The sequence below is a fragment of the Mesorhizobium sp. BHscii genome (assembly GCF_053848065.1).
Map to the genome: position 1 here is coordinate 340,554 of NZ_JBSPKW010000003.1, position 19,134 is coordinate 359,687.

The window sequence follows — 19,134 nt, forward strand, 5'->3', positions numbered from 1 at the left end:
GTCAGGACTTTCCGAGATAGCGGTCGAGAACATTCTTGGTGACGAGCTCGACCATCGGGTCCTGCCTTAGCAGGCCGGCGACCCATTCGCAGCTTCCGGCGTGGAACACCTCGCCCTTGCCGCGCGGGAAATTGACGATCATGCCGTTGCCGCGCTTGACCTTGTCGAGATTGGCGTCGCTCGCCTCGCCGAACAGCGTTTCGGCGGTGAAGCGTCCGTCCTCGTCGCCGAGGAACTGGTCTTCGAACGGAATATCGGCGCTCTCCTCTACCTGGCTGGCCATGCCGACCGCGAGAATTTGCAGCCCGTCCGGTGCGCCGCTGTTGGGCGTAGGGTAGGGCAGTCCGCCTCGGATCTCGTGGTCGAGCCCGTCGACCTCATAGCCATAGACATGGCTGTCGGCGCCGAGCAGGTCGCCATAATAGATGCCTGTGCCGGCGAACGCCCAATGCTCCGGCCGGTAGACCGGAAAGCCGCGCACGCCGCGCGGCGCGCAACCGCCCCAGCCGGCGTAGAGGCCCCTAGTCGCATTGAGCCCGAAAGTCGAGGCGCCCGGCCGGCCAATCTCAGGTGCTTCCCAGGAGTTCGTGGCGCGGGTCACGTCGCCGCCCCGATAGGCCGGATCCTCGGCGCGGGCGCGGTATTTGTAACAGATTTGCCGGCGGCCCTCGTCCTCCAACCTGGTCTGCCACATGAAATTGCCGGCGAAGCGCGCCGCATGGCCGCCGCGCTCGACATAGGCGTCGACAGTGTCGCGCATCTCCCAGGTCCAGTATTCGTCGTGGCCGACGAAGACGACGCAGTCATAGCCGTCGAGGATTTCGGGCGAGAATTGCAGTTCGTGCTGGCTGGCGAGGTCGACGGCATAGCCAGCACGCTCGGCAAAACGAAAGAAGTGGCTGTCATAGCTTGCCCAGCCGGACGAGGCGTATTTCTTCGAATGGCCGGTGGCGAAGGCCCATTCCATATGCGGATAGCGCGGCACGGTCTTGGGCGGCACGGCGACCTCGAGCGGCACGCGCGGCGCCTCGTTCGGCAGAACAACAAAACCGCGGCACCATGGCCGCTGCGTCGACACTATTGGGGCATACTGGTCGCGGTTCGGGCCGGTGATGCCTTCGTAATGATTGGAGCCACCCCACGTGTTGTAGGCAAGCCAGGTGCCGGTGGCTGCAAGCTGCAGCACACGACCGCGTTTCTTGCCGGGCTGCGGGCTAACGATGAAAAGATCCTGGCAGCGGATCGGCTTGCCGTCGCGGCCGTCCGCCGTCAGCGTGACGCGGTAGGCTCCGGACGGCCAATCGTCGCCGACCCGGAATTCAAACGAAGCGCCCCAGCCGCAGCCCACGACCGAACATTGGTCGGGTGTATCCTGCCAGCGCGCCGCGATCCCAGCCTTCTCGAACATTTTCGTTTCGGTGCCGCCGTCGCGGACGATCGACATGCTGAAGCTGGAGGCCGTCGAGCTGACATGCAGCACCACCGTCTCGTCCCGGCGGTATGAAAAACGATCGCTGTAGCACCAGATCTCGCCGCGTTCGCCATCCATGCCCGGCCACTCCCAGTAGTGGCCGCGCACGGCTTGCCGGCGCTGGTGGGGCGTCAGTCCGAAATCGGGGAATTCGGTAGGAAGCTTCGTCATGAACGCCTGTGAAGGGTCGAACGCGTCATTTCGACCATCTGCCGGCCAGCCGTCAATTGGAAACGATCGGGCCAGCGATAGCTCACAGCCGGCCTTGGCCTTGCCTTCCAAACGGACTATCACAAAGGGTGGCCTTTTTCGCCACGGGAGCCGACATGCTGAGAGTGCAAAAGGTCAAGGTGGATGACATCTACGTGCCGACCGCGCGCAGGAAGACACTGCATCCCGAAACCGTCCGGCATCTGGCCGAAGACATTCTGGAAAACGGCATGAAGACGCCGATCCAGGTGCGCCACGACGGCAAGCGCCATGTCCTGGTCGAAGGCCTGCATCGGCTGGAAGCGGCGAAGTGGCTCGGCGAGACCGATATCGACGCCTATCTGGTGCAAGCCAAGCGCCACTAAGCTCTCCTTCGGCGTTCGCCGGAATCGGCCTGGTGAAATTTTCGCGGGACGCTGTCGGGCTGCGCGTTGCCCGCTCGTCCTTGAGACGGAAACCGGCATTCAAGCCGACTCTTTTGCAAGTGAGGAGACCATCATGACCACCAAGCTCGACATCGCCCCCAGCTCCGACCGCGAACTGGTTCTTGCCCGCATCATCGATGCGCCGCGCGAGAACGTCTATCGCTGCTGGACCGAGCCGAAGCTCGTGACGCAATGGTTCGCGCCAAAGCCGTGGACGACGCCGCGCGCCGAAATGGATGTGCGCAGCGGCGGCTCCAGCCTGGTCGTCATGGCGGGACCCGATGGTAATGAATTTCCGAACCCCGGCATCTTCCTCGAAGTCGTGCCGGGCAAGAAGATCGTTCTCACCGACGCCTATACGAAGGCGTGGGAGCCGTCCGAAAAGCCGTTCATGACAGTCGTGCTGACCTTCGAGGATGAGGGCGAGGGCAAGACCCGCTACATCGCCCGGGTTGCGCATTGGTCGGTCACTGACCGCGAAGAGCACGAGAAGATGGGCTTTCACGAGGGCTGGGGCCAGTGCGCCGACCAGCTCGAAGAAGTCGCCAAGCGACTTTGATATCGGCGGGACGGAAGGAGACCGACATGTCCAGAGCGATGTTTTTCGCCATTTTCGCCTCGGCTGCAGCACTCTTCGCTGCGCCGGGCGCCACCAAGGCCGAGGAGGCAAAGCCCGCCATGACCTCCGAACTGAAAGCAATGCCGAAGCCGGCGAAATCCGGCCTGCTGCCAATCAACGGCCTGAATTACTATTACGCCGTCTATGGCCAGGGCGAGCCGCTGCTTCTCCTGCATGGTGGGCTCGGCACCACCGACATGTTCGCGCCGATCCTGCCGAGGCTTGCCGAGAACCGCACCGTCATCGGCGTCGACCTGCACGGCCACGGCCGCACCGCGCTCGGCGACCGGCCGTTGAGCCTGGAGGCGATGGGTGACGACATGGCGGCAATCATCAAGGCGCTCGGCTACGAGCAGGTCGATGTCATGGGTTATTCGCTGGGCGGCGGTGTCGCCTTCCGTATGGCCGTCCAGCATCCCGAGGCAGTGCGCCGGCTGGTCCTGGTGTCGGCGGGCTATGCCGCGGACGGCTTCTATGCCGACATGCGCGCCCAGCAGGCGCAGGTCGGCGCGGCGATGGCCGACATGATGAAAGACACGCCGATGTACAAGTCCTACGTGGCGGTCGCGCCGCATCCGCAGGACTTTCCGAAGCTGCTCGATCAACTGGGCGCCCATATGCGCAAGGACTACGACTACTCCGCCGACGTACCCAAGCTGAAGATGCCGGTCATGCTGGTTTTTGGCGACAGCGACATGTACCGGCCCGAGCATGAGATCAAATTCTATCAGATGCTCGGCGGCGGACTGAAGGACGCCGGCTGGATGCGCGAGAACCTTTCGCAGAACCGGCTGGCCATCCTGCCGAACCGCACCCATTACGACGTGTTCTTCGCGCCGGAACTGACAGCAGTCACGCTGCCCTTCCTCAATGGCGAGACCAAGGTCAAGACCTGGGACGAGGTCATCAGCGAGGCGGAATAACCACCTGACAACGGCCTGTCCGGCCCATCTCCCGCGAGATGGCTGGGACAGGCTTATCCCTCTGAAGCCGGCGATAAGCATTGGCAATCCCGGCACACGTCCTCGGGGCCAATGGCATCTCCCGCATCACAGCCATAGATGGCCGTATCAAGGCTTTTCAATTGACGCTGCTGTGCCGGTAGCTACCTTGCCGACAATCTTCAGAAAGAGGGCGCAGGTAATGGCGAAATATCAGGGTGGCTGCCTGTGCGGCGCGGTGCGTTACCGCACCGATGCCACGCCGATCAACGAGCGGGTCTGCCATTGCCGGCTCTGCCAGAAGGCGCTGGGCGCGGCCTTCAACGCACGCGTGCTGTTCCGCATCGACGACGTGACCATCGACGGGCCGGTGGCGACGGTGAATTCCTCGCCCGATCTCAAGCGCGGCTTCTGCCCGGGCTGCGGCACGACGATGTTTTCCCGGCGCGACTCCGCCGGCATCATCGGCGTGACCTCAGGCTCGCTCGACGCCCCTTCGGTATTCAAGCCGCAGATGCATATGTGGACCGCCTCGAAGCAGCCCTGGGTGCAGCTTGACGACGGCCTGCCGCAATATGAAGGCGCGCCACCCCCGAACTGAAGCACAGGCGAACTGAGCGCAAAGCGTGCCCAATTTTTTCATCCGGGACACGAGATAGCCGGCAAAGCGTCATTGGCGAGCCATCATTGCCGCCTATCTATTACGTGCGGGTCGGCAGTCGAGGAGGCGACGGATGAAAGACAGAATCAATACCCTGGATGAGCTTTTGAGCGATCCGATGGTCAAGCTCGTGATGGAGCGTGACCGCGTACAGCCGGCCGAGCTTCGCTCGCTGCTTGAAGAAAAGGTTCGCCGGGATGATGCACCGGTCGTCAACGATCGCCCCGTCACCGACCGCTTCATACCGCCCGCTCACATGGTAGCCGAGAGCTGCCACAAGTTATGGCTGTGCGGCTAGGCAGCGGGCCTGCAGGCGTCGGCGATCCTTCGCGCTGTCTCCGTCCTGCCGGCGTTTCCAAGCTCTCACCGCTACGGTGATAAAGTGGGCGCCATGTATTCTGTTTGCCCAGCTCTCGTCCTAACAATTTGATTCAAACTTTGTTGGCAATTTCTCGTTAGTAATCTGGATCGGTTGTCCGGCGGCGTTGTCTTGCCCTCGGTCTGTTGTGTTCTGCGTACAGGTCCAGATGCGGTTATCAGGCGTCGTCATCTTCTCGATCGCGTCACTTTGCCTTGCCGGCTGCACATCCACGTCCGGCGTCGACGCGCTGCAAGTCCCGTCCAGCGAGACGACCAGCTCCGTTGTGCGGCCGCCCGCGCCGGTGGCGTCGGTCGGTGCGGCCGATGCCGCACCCGACTTTGCGCAGGAAGAGGCGACGGAGCAGACTGTGGCGATGGCCACTCCAGGCCCTGCCGACAGCATCGAACCACCCGTCGAGCCGATTGCCCTGGTTGCGCCGAAGCGGCTGGCACGGGCAGCATCGATCCTCGCCGAGCCGGTCCAGCGCTACCGTTTTCGTGACGCCAAGCCGATCAATTTCGGCAAGGCCTCGCCCAGACACCTCGCCGTTCACGGCGTCGACGTTTCACGCTGGCAGGGCAACGTGAACTGGGCAAAGCTGCGCGCGCAGGGCGCGAACTTCGCCTACATCAAGGCGACCGATGGCGGCGATCATCTTGATCCGATGTTCATGAAGAACTGGCGCAACGCCGACGCCGCCGGCCTCAAGCGCGGCGCCTACCATTTCTTCTACTGGTGCCGTACGGCAGGCGAGCAGGCCGACTGGTTCATCCGCAACGTGCCGAGGGTCGAGGGCGCCTTGCCGCCGGTGATCGATGTCGAGTGGAACGGCGAATCCAGCTGCAAGCGGCGGCCGTCGCGGCAAAAGGTGCTGGAGAAGATGCAGGTGTTCATGGACAAGCTCGAGCGCCACTACGGCCAGCGGCCCATCATCTACACCGCGCCCGATTTCTACCGCGACAATCTCAGAGGCGCTTTCCCCGACTATCCGTTCTGGCTGCGCGCGGTGGCACAGCACCCGTCAAAGGTCTATCCCGGCCGCAAATGGGTGTTCTGGCAGTATTCCGGCTCCGGCCTGTCGCACGGCGTGAGAGGCCGCATCGACCTCAACGTCTTCCACGGCGACGAGAGAGCCTGGCGGAACTGGGTTGGTGGGCGGCAGATGGTGGCCGAGGCGGAGTAGGGGTTCCTTCTTGCTGCTCGCGCCTGCGGGGTGCTGATCGCGGCCGCAGAAAGCCGCTGTCTCAGAACTGTCATGGATCCGTCATCGCTTTGAAATGTCGTTCCCCCAAAGCAGGTGGCTTCCATTCGAACAGGAGACGCCACCGTGCCCCGCCATTCCGCGCTTTTCGTCCTGACGGCAGCGCTTGCTGCCTCCGTTTCGCTGCCGGCCCATGCCGACATGATGTTCAACCGGGTCGCGAGCTTCGCCGTCGCCGGAAACCTCCCGGCGGACGTCGAGCAGACCACGCCGACTTCGTCCGAGATCATCACGGCGACCGAAGACGGCATGACGCTGGTCTATTCCGACAGCCCGCTCGGCGCCGTCGGCTTCATCGACATCACCGACCCCAAGGCGCCCAAGGCCGGCGGCATCGTCAAGATCGAGGGCGAGCCGACGTCGGTCGTGGTCATTAGCGGCAAGGTGCTGGCCGGCGTCAACACGTCGAAGAGCAAAGCCAAGCCTTCGGGCAACCTCACCGTCATCGACCTTGCCTCCAAGGCGATCGAAGGCACCTGCGACCTCGGCGGCCAGCCGGACTCGCTGGCGTTCAGCAAGGACGGCAAGTTCCTGGCCATCGCCATCGAGAACGAGCGCGACGAGGAGCTGAACGACGGAGAAATTCCGCAGATGCCGGCGGGCGACCTCAAGATTTTCACGATGACCGAAGGCCAGCCTGATTGCGCGACGATGAAGAGCGTGAACCTGGCGGGCATTGCCGAGGTTGCGGCGGAAGATCCGGAGCCGGAATTCGTCGCCTTCAACGAGGCCGGCGAAATAGCGGTCACGCTGCAGGAAAACAACCACGTCGCCATCATCAACGCCGAAACCGGCGCGATCGTCACGCACTTCTCGGCAGGCTCCGTCACGCTGGACAAGATCGACACCAAGAAGAACGGCGCCTTTTCATTCGACGGCAAAATCGAAAACGTCGCACGCGAACCCGACGCCGTGAAATGGCTCGACAATGATCGTCTCGTCGTCGCCAACGAAGGCGACTACAAAGGCGGCTCGCGCGGCTTCACGATCTTCAGCAAGAAGGGCGAGGTTCTCTACGAATCCGGCCCGTCCTTCGAGTACGAGGTCGCCAATGCCGGCCATTATCCCGACGACCGCGACAAGAAGGGCGTGGAGCCGGAAGGTCTCGATACCGGCGCCTTCGGCGAAGACAGACTGATTTTCGTCGCTTCGGAGCGTGGCTCCGTTTTCGGCGTCTACAAGGACACGGGTGCGGAGCCTCAGTTTGTCCAGATCCTGCCGTCCGGCATCGGTCCGGAAGGCCTGGTCGCGATCCCGTCGCGCAATCTCCTGGTCACCGCCAACGAGGCCGACCTGTTCGAGGACGGGCTCGCCCGCTCGCACGTGATGATCTACGAGCGCTCCGAGGGTCCCGCCACTTACCCGATGATCACGGCAAAGCTCACGTCAGACGGCACGCCGCTCGGCTGGGGTGCGCTTTCGGCGCTCGCGGCCGGCGACACTGCCGGCAAGCTCTTCGCGGCCTCGGACTCGTTCTACGCCAACGCGCCCTCGATCTTCGAGATCGATGCCACGCAGACGCCAGCGCTGATCACCGGCAAGACCATTGTCACGCGTGGCGGCCATCCTGCACAGAAGCTCGACATCGAAGGCATCGTCGCCGATGGTGAAGGCGGCTTCTGGCTGGCCAATGAAGGCGATCCGGCAAAGCTCGTCCCGCACGCCATCCTACACGTCAACGACAAGGGCGAGATCAAGCAGGAAATCGGCTTCCCGATGGAATTGCTCGCCCATCAGACCCGCTTCGGCCTCGAAGGCATCACCACCATCGGCGAGGGCGACGACCTGACGCTGGTGATGGCGGTGCAGCGCGAATGGGCCGACGATCCGAAGGGCCAGGTCAAGCTTCTGGCCTACAAGCCGAAGGCCAAGGAATGGTCGGCGGTGCGCTATCCGCTCGAAGCGACCGACGCTGGCTGGATGGGCCTGTCGGAGATCACCGCGCATGACGGCAAGCTCTACATCCTCGAACGCGACAACCAGATCGGCGACCTGGCCAAGGTAAAGCGCGTCTATTCGGTGGCGCTCGACGCTTTCAAACCGGCCAAGCTCGGTGGCGAACTGCCGCTGGTCGAAAAGACGCTGGTGCGCGACATCATCGGCGACCTGAAATCGGCCACCAACGGCTATGTCATCGACAAGGTCGAAGGTTTCACCATCGACAAGAACGGCGACATCTTCGTCGCCACTGACAATGACGGCGTCGACGATTCTTCCGGCGAAACGCTGTTTCTCCGCTTGGGCAACATCAGCGCTGTGAACTGAGGGCAGTTCTTCCCTTCTCCCCCTGTGGGCCCACAAGGGGGAAGGGAAGGCGTGGCTTTAAGCCTACATATTCCGCCAGGCTGACACCTTTGGGCACATCCAGCCCATCGGCACGCAAGCCTTCGATATGAAAGCGTATAGCGTCGCGAATTTCGGTTTCCACCTCAGGCACCGTCGCGCCGGTCGCGACGCAGCCGGGTAGATCCGGCACATAAGCGGAAAAATTATTGCCGGCCTTTTCGATCACCACCGCGTAACGCATATCGTCACTCCTTTCAGTGTTCCCTGGTGCAACCTCTTCAGACGGCTTGCCGGCCACGGTGACGCGGCAATAGCGCGCCTCTGCTGGTTGGCGCGGAGTGAATTAAGGTCTGCTGTTGCTAGTGGAAAAGTTTGTCCTGAAGAATAGACGCGAACTGCTTTCCTTTTCCATTCTCTATTGGGTCGGCCAGAGGGGACACAGTGACAAGGAAATTATTCCTATCGTTTAAACTTGCCCAATTGATAAGCTCAACGCCCTGATGAGCCGCTGCATCAAGCGACGGGCGAGCAAGTTTTTCTAGCACTGCGGAGGTCGAATAGATCAGGCGTGCTTTCGTTGATTTTTCTCCAAACCGCATTTTCGCCCGCTCAATCACAAGTGCCGAGATAGCGATCTCTGACACAGCCTTTCGAAACGATGCTTCGTCACCAGAGGCGTCCACTGTCTCAAAGACATGGAACGCACCGTTTCGTAAAACCAGATCGGCGACGAGGCCCTCGTCGAGTTCGTATCCGGCGACAATTCGATGGGAATCAAGACCCTCTTCCTTTCGCGCAAGGATTCTCTGGTCCTTCAATACTCTCTTCACTTGACTGTACAGCCGCGTACGCTTTTCCCTCACCTTTCGCGGAGCGGGCTCGGGCTCTACTAATCGCTCAAGAACAGTCGAAATCCGGTTCTCGTAGGCCTGTTGAGATTCGGCTACAAACTGCCCAGCCTTGACGACCGAAAGTGGTCCCAACCGGGAAAGACGGCTAAATCTATCTTCTTCGGTGAGTAGCCCTTCTTGTCGTGCACGGTCGTCGATATCTCGGAAATTGGAAAACAGATCGAGCAACACCTGTTTGTCGAGCGCAGCCGACAACACGCGTGCCCTATCCAAAGTGCGCGTCACACGAACATCTAAGCTGTCATTGCGTAACACGACGATGCCGAGGTTCAACCGTTCCCCTCGACCATCGTTGGGTTCAAGTCGCACAATGGCGAACTTATATAAGTGAGGCATCAGATAAGCCCTTGCGAAGCGCATCTAGGCGCCGTTGCCTCTCGCCGTTCTCCCACCAATTAGTAAACTCCAGTCTTGCAGCTTGCTCAAGCCACGAATCTGGCATCGAAGAGAAGGCGGCCGATATCTTCTCTGATCCGATTCCGGCAAGCCGATCAATCATCGCGTTCGCAGCGGCCAGATCGAATCCGTGTCTTTGTACGATCTTCTTGAAAGTGATCCTCGTCAGCTGCGTTGGTGCCGGAAAGCCGTCAAGGCGATCATGCCAGAAAAGTGAGCGGCCAAAATCAATTGCATAGAAGCGCCGTGTGCCTCGATCCTCTACCGAAAGGTAGTTTTCATCATGGCGATCAACGTTGTTTATAAACATGTCAAACGTATAAAGAGCGCTCAAAAGCCCCTGCAGGCCAGGAATGGGTGTCGCGCCAAGTCCGACCGTCGCGGAGGTCAGAATTTGAGAGGTCCGTGCTACATCTGCAATTCCGGAAATGATTCGAGACCCGAAACACAATTGCCCGTCAGACAGTCGGATTACCTTCGGCGTCGGGCAGGGCATATTGAGTTCTTCAGCCAAGCGCGTACCAACCCACTCGGACGCTCGAATTGCCTTACCACCACGCTCGTCCGTTTTGACCAAATAGACATGTGAATCCGACGCTTCTACTCGCCCCCATGCATCGGCGGTAGTACCAGTCATATCTGGCATCTCGGTGAGAGTATTTAGCGGAAACAATTCGACCTGCCTCTCCGTAGGCATAAGCGGCAGGAGACCCGGTCGAATAACTGCGATGGAGGCGGGCTTAACGGATGAGCCTCTGGACATTTGATCCTCGGAAGCGGTGGCTCAAACCACTAGGTTTAGCCCAGTTGGATACGTACATCATGGTGGAGATCCCCCTCCTAGAAGTCTAAGTTACTGACGGTCAGCTACACCCGCTCGTAGCTCCACAGGTGTCGCACTTTTCACATGTCCCGTTCCGCACCATCGTAAAATTGTGGCATTCCGAGCATTCGTTGCCGGTGTAGCCTTGCATCAGCGATTGCTGGCGACGTGTCGCGGCAAGCGCCTTTGCCTCGGCGGCCTCCTGCGCGGCGGCGTCGGTGAACAGCGCCGAAGCCCCCGAAGCCTCGTCTGCGGCTTCCTCGTAGACGATGTCTTCGACCAGTTCCCTGGCCCGCTCCTCATAATCGCGCTTGTAGGCGATCGCTTCGTCGCTGGCCGGCTTCAGCGCCAGCACGTTGGAGCCTGAGAACGCCGTCGGCGCCGAGCGAGTGGGGACGGTAGCGGGAGAGGGACTTGAACCCCCAAACCCCTTAGGCTCGGCGCCCATGCCCGACACCAGCTTGACCGGCGAGGCGCCGCGGGTTAGCCCCTTCGAGAACGGCGTCGCCTTGCCTTCGTTGATGCCGCGCCCGAGCGCTGTCTTGTCGAAATCCGACTGGTCGACATGGGCGAGATCGTGGCGCGCAAGATAGGACACGGCAAGCTCGCGGAACACATAGTCGAGGATCGACGTCGCGTTCTTGATCGCGTCGTTGCCCTGCACCATGCCGGCAGGTTCGAACTTGGTGAAGGTGAAGGCTTCGACATATTCCTCGAGCGGCACGCCATATTGCAGGCCGAGCGAGATGGCGATGGCGAAGTTGTTCATCATCGCCCGGAAGGCAGCACCTTCCTTGTGCATGTCGATGAAGATCTCGCCGAGGCGACCGTCGTCGAATTCGCCAGTTCTGAGATAGACCTTGTGGCCGCCAACGACCGCCTTTTGGGTATAGCCCTTGCGGCGGTTCGGCAGTTTCTCGCGGTCGCGGTAGAGGCGTTCGACGACGCGCTCAACGATCTTTTCGGTCACCTGCACGGCGCGCTGCGAGGCGGGTGCCGCGATCAGCTGCTCGATCGCCTCGTCCTCGTCGTCTTCGACGTCGGCAAGCAGCGAGGAATTGAGCGGCTGGGAGAGCTTCGAGCCGTCGCGGTAGAGCGCGTTGGCCTTCAGCGCCAGCTTCCACGACAGCATGTAGGCGCCCTTGGCGTCTTCCACCGTCGCGTCGTTCGGCATGTTGATGGTCTTGGAAATGGCGCCGGAGATGAAGGGCTGGGCCGCCGCCATCATCTGGATGTGACTGTTGATCGACAGCGAACGCTTGCCGATCTTGCCGCACGGGCTGGCGCAGTCGAACACGGGCAGGTGTTCGGCCTTGAGGAACGGCGCGCCTTCCAGCGTCATCGCACCGCAGACGTGGATGTTGGCGGCCTCGATGTCCTTCTTCGAGAAGCCAAGGGCAGGCAGCATCTCGAACGAGAAATCGTTGAGCTGCTCGTCGGTGAAGCCAAAGGTCTCCTTCACCCAGTCCGCACCCAGCGTCCACTGGTTGAAGACGAACTTGATGTCGAACGCCGACTTCAATGCCGCATTGAGTGCCGCGATCTTGTCGTCCGTAAAACCCTTGGCCTTGAGCGAGCCGGGGTTGACGGCTGGCGCCTGGTTCAGATTGCCGTGGCCGACCGCATAGGCCTCGATCTCGGCGATCTGGCTTTCCGAATAGCCCAGCGTACGCAGTGCTTCCGGAACGGCGCGGTTGATGATCTTGAAATAGCCGCCGCCGGCCAGCTTCTTGAACTTGACCAGCGCGAAGTCGGGCTCGATGCCGGTGGTGTCGCAATCCATCACCAGGCCGATCGTGCCGGTCGGCGCGATTACGGTCGCCTGCGCATTGCGGTAGCCATGCTCCTCGCCGAGCTCGATGGCGCGGTCCCAGGCAGCCTTGGCATGGGCGGCAAGCTCAGGCTGCTTCAGGTCGGAGGCGACCAGCGGCACCGGGTTGACGGCGAGTTTCTCGTAGCCGTCTTTGTCGCCATAGGCAGCGCGGCGATGGTTGCGCATGACGCGCAGCATGTTCTGCGCATTGCGGTCGTAATCGGGGAAGGCGCCGAGCTCGGCGGCCATTTCGGCCGAGGTGGCATAGGCCGTGCCGGTCATAACAGCGGTGAGTGCTGCGCAGATGGCGCGGCCCTCGTCGGAATCATAGGGAATGCCTGAGGTCATCAGCAGGCCGCCGATATTGGCGTAGCCGAGGCCGAGCGTGCGGTATTCGTAGGAGAGCTTGGCGATCTCCTTCGACGGGAACTGCGCCATCATGACGGAAATTTCCAGCACCATGGTCCACAGCCGAACCGTGTGCTCGTAGGCTGATATGTCGATGGTGCCGTCGGCTTTGCGGTAGGGCAGCAGGTTGATCGAGGCCAGGTTGCAGGCCGTGTCGTCGAGGAACATGTATTCCGAGCACGGGTTGGACGCCCGGATCGCACCGGCCGCGGCGCAGGTGTGCCAGTCGTTCATCGTCGTATTGAAGTGCAGGCCCGGATCGGCTGACGCCCAGGCGGCATAGCCGATCTTTTCCCACAGATCCCTGGCCTTCAGCGTCTTCAGCACCTTGCCGTCCTTGCGCGCGGTGAGGTGCCAGTCGCCGTCCTGCTCTACGGCGCGCAGGAAATCGTCTTTCAGCGAGACCGAATTGTTGGAGTTCTGGCCAGAAACGGTGAGGTAGGCATCCGAATCCCAGTCGGTGTCGTAGGTCTTGAACGACATCGAAGTGTAGCCCTGCTTGGCGAACTGGATGACGCGGTAGATGTAGTTCTCCGGCACCCCGTCCTTCTTGGCCGCCTTGATCTCGCGCTTCAGCGCTGTGTTGATCGCCGGGTCGAAGCAATCGTCGTCCTGGCCTTCGCAGTTGATGCAGGCCTTCATGATCGCTTCGAGGTGCTTCTTCACGATCTTCGAGCCGGTGACCAGCGAGGCGACCTTCTGCTCCTCATTGACCTTCCAGTCGATGAACTCCTCGATATCGGGATGGTCTGCGTCGACGATGACCATCTTTGCGGCGCGGCGCGTCGTGCCGCCCGACTTGATGGCGCCCGCCGCGCGGTCGCCGATCTTCAGGAAGCTCATCAGGCCGGACGAACGGCCGCCGCCGGACAGCTTTTCGCCTTCGCCGCGCAGGAACGAGAAGTTGGAGCCGGTGCCGGAGCCGTATTTGAACAGGCGCGCTTCACGCACCCACAGGTCCATGATGCCGCCTTCGTTGACGAGATCGTCCTGCACGCCCTGGATGAAGCAGGCATGCGGCTGCGGATGCTCGTAGGAAGATTTCGACTTGGTCAGCTTGCCGGTGAACGGGTCGACATAGAAGTGGCCTTGGCTCGGGCCGTCGATGCCGTAGGCCCAGTGCAGGCCGGTGTTGAACCATTGCGGCGAGTTCGGCGCGACGCGCTGGGTGGCCAGCATATAGGCGAGCTCGTCGCGGAAGGCGCGCGCATCTTCCTCCGACTTGAAATAGCCGCCCTTCCAGCCCCAATAGGTCCAGGTACCGGCGAGGCGGTCGAAGACCTGGCGGGCGTCGATCTCGGAGCCGTAACGCTCGGACTCGGGCAGCTTTGCCAGTTCGGCCTCGTCGGCGACGGAGCGCCACAGGAAGGAAGGGACGTCATTCTCCTCGACCTTCTTCAGCCGAGCCGGCACGCCGGCCTTGCGGAAATACTTCTGCGCCAGGATGTCGGCGGCAACCTGGCTGAACTGCGCCGGCACATCGATATTGTCCAAGCGGAACACCACCGAGCCATCCGGATTCTTGATCTCCGAAAGCGCCTTGCGGAATTCGATCTCCGCATAAGCCGACTGCCCTTGCTTGGTGAAACGACGCTCGATGCGCATTGGTCCTATCCCTTGCTTGTCTATATATAGCGCTTTTCCCAGGGGATTTCTGCCCCCTTGGCGAAACGCGCATGTCCGCCGTTTGCCAGCGTTAGAAAACGGCCGGCTCCCTTTCACAGGCTCCGCCCGCCCTGCTGGCCGAACTCCTTGCGAAGTAGTCGTCCAACGCGCCGACGAACCCTGCGGGTCCCTCAAAACTGAAACTTTTTTGCGACTCCCTCAATCGAGGGGACCTTCACACTATCTAGCGTCGAACCTACCTGCAAACACTAAATATAGTGTTAACAGACAATTTATTCTAGTCCGACATTTTTCCCTTTCGTCCCCAAAAACCCCAAAACCCCAACGCATCCGCCGGCCTTATAGACAGGCGGAAATGCGGCCAAAACGCACATAGTCCGGGAAAAAGACCGGGCTCAGAACTTTCCGGTCGCACTCTCAACAGGAGCGCATGGCCCATAAAAGGCGACTCGTTTTGCGCCGTCAAGGATTCGTTTGCGTAGCTTTTGTGACCCCAACATCTTGTGTGTCACATATGTGGATAACGGGGATAGAAGTGGCGCGGAGGATTTCGATTTTGACCCACGCCCAAGCCATCGACCGTGATGACAACGCCCGCCAAAGCTGTGGTAGTCAAATCGATTCTCTTCGCCAAAGAGCATCGCCGGTGATGCGGCAGGTGCGCAGCTTTGGCCGGTGCGCCTAGTCTTGCTCAGGAGAACTGTTGCGGGTCAGCGCAGAAATAGGCGATGATCTGACCAAGGTCCGGCTCGTTGACCATGCGCACGGCCTCGGCGGGGCTGACCCATTTGCGGATGCGCGACCGCTTTTCCTTCCACCGGTCGGCGATCTTGTCGACCTGCAGCGGAAATACCAGAACTTCGCAAGGCACTTCCTCGCCGGAAGCCAATGCCTTGGCATAGAAGTAGCGGCCGGCTTCATGGTGGGAGATCGTGCCGCGCAGTCCGGCTTCCTCGCCGGCCTCGCGCGCCGCCGCTTCGCAAAGCAGTTCCTTGGCCTCAGGCCAGCCCTTGGGAAGCACCCAGCGACCGGTATCGCGGCTGGTGATCAGCATGATCTCGACGCCATGCCCGGTATCGCGCCAGGGCAATGCTGCAACCTGCAGGCGGCACGGCGCTGTGCCGAAGAGCCGCTGAACCCTTTCGGCCAAATGGTTGTGCGTTGCTGGCCTCGTCAACATCGGAGAAGCTTGCCCCAGCCTCCAGAATCATCTGCCGTTTCGCGAGTCTTACGGCTAATCATGAGCAATAAAAGTAAAAAACCTCATACGGGCTGGTTAAACCACACCAACAGGCGTCCATTCAGGAAATATCGTGCGCCGCGGCACTCTTTCAAGAAGTGCTCGCCGGCAAGCAATGCTCGCCGGCATGTTCCGGGAGAAAAAGCAGTTGCCGCGAATCAGCCGACGTGATCGTCGGCGATCGGCTTCTGGTAGGTGAAGCCCATGTCCCACGGAAAATAGATCCAGGTGTCCTGGCTGACCTCGGTGACGAAGGTGTCGACCAGCGGCCTCCCTTTCGGCTTGGCGTAGACGGTGGCGAAATGCGCCTTGGGCATCATGGCGCGCACGATGCCCGCGGTCTTGCCGGTATCGGTGAGGTCGTCGATGATCAGCACGCCGGCGCCGTCATCGGCGAGCAGTGCCGGCGTGACCTCCTTCAGCACCTGCAGCTGCCCCTGGCTGGCGTAGTCGTGATAGGAGGCGACGCAAACCGTCTCGATGACCCGGATGCCGAGTTCACGCGAGATGATGGCGGCCGGAACCAAGCCGCCGCGCGTGATGCAGACGATCGCCTTCCACTGGCCTTTGTTGGCGCCAGCAAGCCGCCAGGCAAGCGCACGCGCGTCGCGGTGGAACTGATCCCAGGAGACGGGAAAGGCCTTTTCGGGAAGGGACATTTTTGCATGCACTCCGCAGCGCGCGAAAAACCGCGCGCAAACACTTGAAGGAATGCGCGCGGAATTAACTGGAAAGCCTTGGCCTTGGCAAGGGTGGCGGCAGGCGATCCCTGTGGACTCGCCCCTGTGGAGTTACCCTTGTGGATTTACCGTGACAGGAAAGCTGCCACCGGCAACGTGCGCAGCACCGTGCGCGTGACCCCGCCGAACAGAAGCTGGCGCAGCCAGGAATGGCTGTAGGCGCCGAGCACGAGCAGGTCGGCGCCGGTTTCGGCAACCCTGGTCTGGATCACGTCGTCGACCGAGTGGCCGCCCGATTGCAGCACCGAGACGCTGACGGTGGCGCCATGCCTGGACAGGGCGGCGGCGATTTCGGCGCCGGCCGCCTCCGGAGCCTCGTCGAGCGTATCCGGCGGGTCGATGACGACGATATCGGTCTTCTCGGCCTCGATGATGAAGGGCAGGGCGTCGAAGGCGGCGCGCGCGGCTTCCTTGCTGCCGTTCCAGGCGAGCAGCACATGCTTGAAGCTGGTCACGAGCGGGCCCGAATGCGGCACGACCAGCACCGGCCGGCCGGCGTCGTAGACCAGCGTGTCGACATCGGCGCTCGGATCGCCGCCCGACTCCCGCTGCGCGGCGATGATGAGGTCTGCGGTGCGAACGGTTGGGATACCGGTCAGCGCGCTGTCTCCGGAAAAGCTCTCGAGGCTACGCCACTCGAACGACAGGTCGGAATCCTCGAGATGCCGGAGGAAAACCGCCCGCAATTTTTCAGCACGCTCCTTGTTCATGTCGGCCGAAACCTGCAGGAACTCGGTGTCGGGAAAGCCGGTGGCCGAGGTGTAGGGGACGGGAAGCGCTTCGGCATGAATGCCGATGAGATGGCTCTGGAACCTGTCGGCAAGCGGAATGGCGCATTCGAGCACGCGCTCCGCGTCCTGTTCGTTCTGCAGTATGGCGACGATGGTTTTGAATCGCATGATGACCCCCTCAATTTACGGCGATCGAAACTCGCCCGCATGAAACGTTACAGCACCATGCTTGGTTCCGGCCTGGATCAGGTGGCCGCGCTGGCGAGGCCTGCGACCATCGCCTTGACATCGGCGTGGGCGGCGTCCAGCGCTTCCTGGCTGCGGGCACGGACGACCAGCTCGGTCCAGAACTTGCCGTCGCCATATTTCGGGTAGGACCCGATGATCGTATCCGGATGCGCCTTCTGGATGTCGCCGAGCGGTCCGCCGACCAGGCCTTCGCCGAACGGACAGTGCACCGTGGCCGACAGCATTCTGGTGCCGGCCTTTAGCGTCGGCACCACATTGTCGAGCATCGCCTGGAAAATCGACGGCACGCCGGCCATGACATGGACGTTGCTGATGCGAAAGCCGGGCGCGATGGACACTGGATTGTCGATATGGTCGGCACCACGCGGCATCCGCGCCATGCGCTTGCGCGCCTCGGTGTATTCGATGCCGCGCGCGGCGTAGCTCGCTTCCAGCATCGCATAGGCCTTGGCGTCGTATTCGCAGGGCACGCCGAAGGCCTTGGCGATCGCGTCCGCGGTAATGTCGTCATGCGTGGGGCCGATGCCGCCGGTCGTGAAGACATAGGTGTAGCGGGTACGCACGGCATTCACTGCGGCGACGATCTCGTCTTCCTCGTCGGGAACGATGCGCACCTCCTTCAGGTCGATGCCGATCGCCGTCATGATGTCGGCGAGGTGGCCGATATTCTTGTCCTTGGTGCGGCCGGACAGAATCTCGTCGCCGATGACGAGCATGGCGGCGGTGACGATTTCAGGCATGGGAGGCTCCGGCAAAAGATCACCTTAGGCAGACAGAGTCGCCTGGGCAGACAGGGTCGCCTGAGATAGCGCGGCGAATGGCGGGCGGCAATGCGCCAGGATATTGGCGCGCACTGGTGCGGCTCTTCCTTCTCCCCTTGTGGGAGAAGGTGGATTGGCGCGCAGCGCCAAGACGGTTGGGGTGCTGGCCGGAACGCCGTCGGTACCAAGCTGGACACCTCTCATCCGATCTCGCGGAGCTGCCCTCGGGCTTGCTGGAGGCAAGACCCGTGGGCGAGGCCACATTCTCCCACAAGGGAGAAGGGAGAAGGTGCGGCGCCCATAGGCGCTATTCCTTCACCGCACCGGTCATCGAGGAAACGTAGTGCTCGACAAAGAACGAATAAAGCACGACCACCGGCAGGGAGCCGATCAGGGCTCCGGCCATCAGCGCTCCCCACTCATAGACGTCGGAACGGACAAGCTCCGTGAGCACCCCGACCGGCACGGTCTTGTTTTCGGACGACTGGATGAATGTCAGGGCATAGATGAATTCGTTCCATGACAGGGTGAATGCGAATATGCCGGCGGAAATCAGGCCGGGCACCGACAGCGGCAGCACGATCTTGGTGAGGATCTGCCACCGGCTCGCCCCGTCGATGAGCGCGCATTCTTCCAGTTCGAACGGGATGGAGCGGAAGTAACCCATCAGCAGCCACGTGCAGAAGGGTACCAGGAAGGTCGGGTAAGTAAGAATGAGCGCGAAGGGCGTGTCATAAAGCCCAAGGTTGAACACCATCACCGACAGCGGGATGAACAGGATCGACGGCGGCACGAGATAGGCGAGGAAGATCGCGAGCCCGACCTGCCGCGCCCCCGAAAACCTCAGCCGTTCGATCGCATAGGCCGCGAACACCGCAGCCAGCAGCGACAGGAACGTCGCGGCGGTCGAGATGATGATCGTGTTGAGCAGCCAGCCCGGATAGGACGTGTCGAACAAGAGATAGCGGATGTGCTCGAATGTCGGATGCACGACCCAGAACGGATTGAAATTGGCGTAGTCGGTCATCTCGTGATTGGGCTTAATTGCCGTGATCGTCATCCAGTAGAACGGGAACAACAGCACGATGACGAACACCAGCAACGGCAGATAGACCGTCACCACGCGCCGCGGCAGGCTCTGAAGGTAGCCCATGCCGCCTTCGTCGAGTTCCGGACGTTTCGTTTTTTTGATCGTGGCCAT

Annotated in this window: 16 protein-coding genes and 1 pseudogene; 7 read left to right on the forward strand and 10 right to left on the reverse strand. The window is 61.5% G+C overall.

Annotated elements, in window-relative coordinates; translation table 11 throughout:
- Nucleotide 1: 1 nt before the first annotated feature.
- Complete coding sequence (locus ACWTU7_RS06865) at nucleotides 2–1,642, reverse strand: N,N-dimethylformamidase beta subunit family domain-containing protein (protein WP_455838235.1); 1,641 nt, start codon at nucleotides 1,640–1,642, stop codon at nucleotides 2–4.
- Between the two features lie 155 nt (nucleotides 1,643–1,797).
- On the opposite strand from ACWTU7_RS06865, the gene ACWTU7_RS06870 reads away from it, so the two are divergent.
- From ACWTU7_RS06870 to ACWTU7_RS06900, 7 genes are all read left to right on the forward strand, one after another.
- Nucleotides 1,798–2,046 (forward strand): ParB N-terminal domain-containing protein, encoded by a 249-nt coding sequence (locus tag ACWTU7_RS06870; protein ID WP_065008163.1) that lies wholly within the window; start codon nucleotides 1,798–1,800, stop codon nucleotides 2,044–2,046.
- A gap of 133 nt (nucleotides 2,047–2,179) precedes the next feature.
- The gene (locus tag ACWTU7_RS06875; RefSeq protein ID WP_287159699.1) at nucleotides 2,180–2,665 is read left to right on the forward strand and encodes an SRPBCC family protein; all 486 of its coding nucleotides are present in this window, start codon (nucleotides 2,180–2,182) and stop codon (nucleotides 2,663–2,665) included.
- A 26-nt stretch (nucleotides 2,666–2,691) separates the two neighbouring features.
- Nucleotides 2,692–3,648 carry an alpha/beta fold hydrolase gene (locus ACWTU7_RS06880; protein ID WP_455838236.1) on the forward strand — a complete coding sequence of 319 codons (957 nt, stop codon included), beginning with the start codon at nucleotides 2,692–2,694 and terminating at the stop codon, nucleotides 3,646–3,648.
- 220 nt (nucleotides 3,649–3,868) lie between these two features.
- Entirely contained in the window at nucleotides 3,869–4,267 is a 399-nt protein-coding gene (locus tag ACWTU7_RS06885; protein ID WP_095521620.1) for a GFA family protein, read from the forward strand.
- A gap of 133 nt (nucleotides 4,268–4,400) precedes the next feature.
- Nucleotides 4,401–4,625 (forward strand): hypothetical protein, encoded by a 225-nt coding sequence (locus ACWTU7_RS06890; protein ID WP_029353718.1) that lies wholly within the window; start codon nucleotides 4,401–4,403, stop codon nucleotides 4,623–4,625.
- 229 nt (nucleotides 4,626–4,854) lie between these two features.
- Complete coding sequence (locus ACWTU7_RS06895; RefSeq protein ID WP_455838237.1) at nucleotides 4,855–5,871, forward strand: glycoside hydrolase family 25 protein; 1,017 nt, start codon at nucleotides 4,855–4,857, stop codon at nucleotides 5,869–5,871.
- A 144-nt stretch (nucleotides 5,872–6,015) separates the two neighbouring features.
- Complete coding sequence (locus tag ACWTU7_RS06900) at nucleotides 6,016–8,214, forward strand: esterase-like activity of phytase family protein (RefSeq protein WP_455838238.1); 2,199 nt, start codon at nucleotides 6,016–6,018, stop codon at nucleotides 8,212–8,214.
- A gap of 64 nt (nucleotides 8,215–8,278) precedes the next feature.
- On the opposite strand, the pseudogene ACWTU7_RS06905 reads toward ACWTU7_RS06900, so the two are convergent.
- From ACWTU7_RS06905 to ACWTU7_RS06945, 9 genes and pseudogenes are all read right to left on the reverse strand, one after another.
- A pseudogene (locus ACWTU7_RS06905) lies at nucleotides 8,279–8,476 on the reverse strand (type II toxin-antitoxin system HicB family antitoxin); the annotation flags it as partial.
- A gap of 118 nt (nucleotides 8,477–8,594) precedes the next feature.
- Nucleotides 8,595–9,506 carry a DUF3037 domain-containing protein gene (locus ACWTU7_RS06910; protein ID WP_455838239.1) on the reverse strand — a complete coding sequence of 304 codons (912 nt, stop codon included), beginning with the start codon at nucleotides 9,504–9,506 and terminating at the stop codon, nucleotides 8,595–8,597.
- The gene (locus ACWTU7_RS06915; protein WP_455838240.1) at nucleotides 9,466–10,179 is read right to left on the reverse strand and encodes a HipA family kinase; all 714 of its coding nucleotides are present in this window, start codon (nucleotides 10,177–10,179) and stop codon (nucleotides 9,466–9,468) included. The genes ACWTU7_RS06910 and ACWTU7_RS06915 overlap by 41 nt, the downstream gene beginning before the upstream one ends.
- 226 nt (nucleotides 10,180–10,405) lie before the next feature.
- Nucleotides 10,406–14,191 carry a vitamin B12-dependent ribonucleotide reductase gene (locus ACWTU7_RS06920; RefSeq protein ID WP_455838241.1) on the reverse strand — a complete coding sequence of 1,262 codons (3,786 nt, stop codon included), beginning with the start codon at nucleotides 14,189–14,191 and terminating at the stop codon, nucleotides 10,406–10,408.
- A 712-nt stretch (nucleotides 14,192–14,903) separates the two neighbouring features.
- The gene (locus ACWTU7_RS06925) at nucleotides 14,904–15,392 is read right to left on the reverse strand and encodes an NUDIX hydrolase (protein WP_455838242.1); all 489 of its coding nucleotides are present in this window, start codon (nucleotides 15,390–15,392) and stop codon (nucleotides 14,904–14,906) included.
- Between the two features lie 218 nt (nucleotides 15,393–15,610).
- A complete protein-coding gene (gene gpt / locus ACWTU7_RS06930; RefSeq protein ID WP_029353723.1) occupies nucleotides 15,611–16,111 on the reverse strand; it encodes a xanthine phosphoribosyltransferase in 501 nt (166 codons plus the stop codon).
- A 146-nt stretch (nucleotides 16,112–16,257) separates the two neighbouring features.
- Nucleotides 16,258–17,091, reverse strand: a complete 834-nt coding sequence (locus tag ACWTU7_RS06935; protein WP_287149486.1) for a universal stress protein — start codon at nucleotides 17,089–17,091, stop codon at nucleotides 16,258–16,260.
- 77 nt (nucleotides 17,092–17,168) lie between these two features.
- Nucleotides 17,169–17,912, reverse strand: a complete 744-nt coding sequence (locus tag ACWTU7_RS06940; protein ID WP_455838243.1) for a competence/damage-inducible protein A — start codon at nucleotides 17,910–17,912, stop codon at nucleotides 17,169–17,171.
- A 328-nt stretch (nucleotides 17,913–18,240) separates the two neighbouring features.
- The gene (locus ACWTU7_RS06945; protein ID WP_029353730.1) at nucleotides 18,241–19,134 is read right to left on the reverse strand and encodes a carbohydrate ABC transporter permease; all 894 of its coding nucleotides are present in this window, start codon (nucleotides 19,132–19,134) and stop codon (nucleotides 18,241–18,243) included.

Excerpts from the sequence above, each read along its gene's own strand:
- ACWTU7_RS06865 (WP_455838235.1), bottom strand. The coding sequence starts at position 1,642 with ATGACGAAGCTTCCTACCGAATTCCCCGATTTCGGACTGACGCCCCAC.
- ACWTU7_RS06870 (WP_065008163.1), top strand. The coding sequence starts at position 1,798 with ATGCTGAGAGTGCAAAAGGTCAAGGTGGATGACATCTACGTGCCGACC.
- ACWTU7_RS06875 (WP_287159699.1), top strand. The coding sequence starts at position 2,180 with ATGACCACCAAGCTCGACATCGCCCCCAGCTCCGACCGCGAACTGGTT.
- ACWTU7_RS06880 (WP_455838236.1), top strand. The coding sequence starts at position 2,692 with ATGTCCAGAGCGATGTTTTTCGCCATTTTCGCCTCGGCTGCAGCACTC.
- ACWTU7_RS06885 (WP_095521620.1), top strand. The coding sequence starts at position 3,869 with ATGGCGAAATATCAGGGTGGCTGCCTGTGCGGCGCGGTGCGTTACCGC.
- ACWTU7_RS06890 (WP_029353718.1), top strand. The coding sequence starts at position 4,401 with ATGAAAGACAGAATCAATACCCTGGATGAGCTTTTGAGCGATCCGATG.
- ACWTU7_RS06895 (WP_455838237.1), top strand. The coding sequence starts at position 4,855 with ATGCGGTTATCAGGCGTCGTCATCTTCTCGATCGCGTCACTTTGCCTT.
- ACWTU7_RS06910 (WP_455838239.1), bottom strand. The coding sequence starts at position 9,506 with ATGCGCTTCGCAAGGGCTTATCTGATGCCTCACTTATATAAGTTCGCC.
- ACWTU7_RS06915 (WP_455838240.1), bottom strand. The coding sequence starts at position 10,179 with ATGACTGGTACTACCGCCGATGCATGGGGGCGAGTAGAAGCGTCGGAT.
- ACWTU7_RS06920 (WP_455838241.1), bottom strand. The coding sequence starts at position 14,191 with ATGCGCATCGAGCGTCGTTTCACCAAGCAAGGGCAGTCGGCTTATGCG.
- ACWTU7_RS06925 (WP_455838242.1), bottom strand. The coding sequence starts at position 15,392 with ATGTTGACGAGGCCAGCAACGCACAACCATTTGGCCGAAAGGGTTCAG.
- gpt (WP_029353723.1), bottom strand. The coding sequence starts at position 16,111 with ATGTCCCTTCCCGAAAAGGCCTTTCCCGTCTCCTGGGATCAGTTCCAC.
- ACWTU7_RS06935 (WP_287149486.1), bottom strand. The coding sequence starts at position 17,091 with ATGCGATTCAAAACCATCGTCGCCATACTGCAGAACGAACAGGACGCG.
- ACWTU7_RS06940 (WP_455838243.1), bottom strand. The coding sequence starts at position 17,912 with ATGCCTGAAATCGTCACCGCCGCCATGCTCGTCATCGGCGACGAGATT.
- ACWTU7_RS06945 (WP_029353730.1), bottom strand. The coding sequence starts at position 19,134 with ATGGCCACGATCAAAAAAACGAAACGTCCGGAACTCGACGAAGGCGGC.